This is a genomic window from Microbacterium sp. Leaf351 (assembly GCF_001423825.1).
GTDB lineage: Bacteria > Actinomycetota > Actinomycetes > Actinomycetales > Microbacteriaceae > Microbacterium > Microbacterium ginsengisoli.
In genome coordinates this window covers 35,974-36,888 of the sequence record NZ_LMPK01000008.1, presented here as the reverse complement: position 1 = coordinate 36,888, position 915 = coordinate 35,974, and the positions used below count along the sequence as shown (strand labels likewise).

1 protein-coding gene is annotated in these 915 nt (G+C 75.0%); it reads right to left on the bottom strand.

Features of this window, described 5'->3' with window-relative positions; all coding sequences use genetic code 11:
- Positions 1–834, bottom strand: an 834-nt coding sequence (locus ASG00_RS16670) for a cryptochrome/photolyase family protein (RefSeq protein ID WP_235559104.1), incomplete at its 3' end; no start/stop codon positions are given.
- Positions 835–915: the final 81 nt, after the last annotated feature.

Sequence of the window (915 nt, the reverse complement as noted above, 5' to 3'; positions counted from 1 at the left end):
GTGCCAGGCGAACTCGCGCCAGCCGATCTCCGAGAGGAACCGCCCGGTGTCCTTCCCGGATGCCGCGGCCGCATGCCACACCTGGTGCGGGCTCAGCTCACCCCACCGCAGCCGCGGCGACAGCCCCGAGGTGACGCCGGCGGCCGGCTCGTCGCGCGCACGGTCGTAGTCGTCCACGTCGTCGGCGAGGAACTGCGCAAGGCGCCGGCGCGCGGCGATCTCGCCCGGCTCCCACGTCTCGCGCAGCCCGCCCGCCCAGTCGGGGTTCGTCGGCAGCAGCGCCCAGTCGTCGAGCGCGTCGCTTCGGGGGAGCGTCTGCGGCGCGACGAGCTCGCGGGGCTCGGGCAGCGGCGCGCGCGGCGCCGGCAGGTTCAGGCAGGCGCGCCAGAACGGCGTGAAGACGGCGTAGTGCCCGCCCGACCCGGTGCGCACCGTCCACGGCTCGAACAGCAGCGATGCGGCGAACGAGGCGACCTCGACCCCGTCGTCCCGCAGCCGTGCCTTCAGGGCGGTGTCCATCTCGCGCGCAGGTCCGCCGTAGCGGCGGTTCCAGAAGACGGCGGATGCCGCGGCATCCTGCACGACCTGCGGCACCACCTCGCGAGCGCGGCCCCGGCGCAGTACGAGGGCGCCGCCGCGCTCGCGCAGGCGCTCTCCGAGGTCGGCGAGCGAGTGGTGCAGCCACCAGCGGGCCGCGCCGCCGAGGGGCCGCACCTCCTCCGATGTGTCGAGCACGTAGAGGCCGATCACCGGTTCTCCGCGGTCGACGGCCGCGCGCAGGGCGGGGTTGTCGGCGAGGCGCAGGTCGTCGCGGAACCAGACGATCGAGGTCATGCCATGACCGTACGGCCGAGATGCGGCCGCTGCCGAGGGTTGACACCGACAGTGGATGCCGCCTCCCGCCGCTCGCTCACG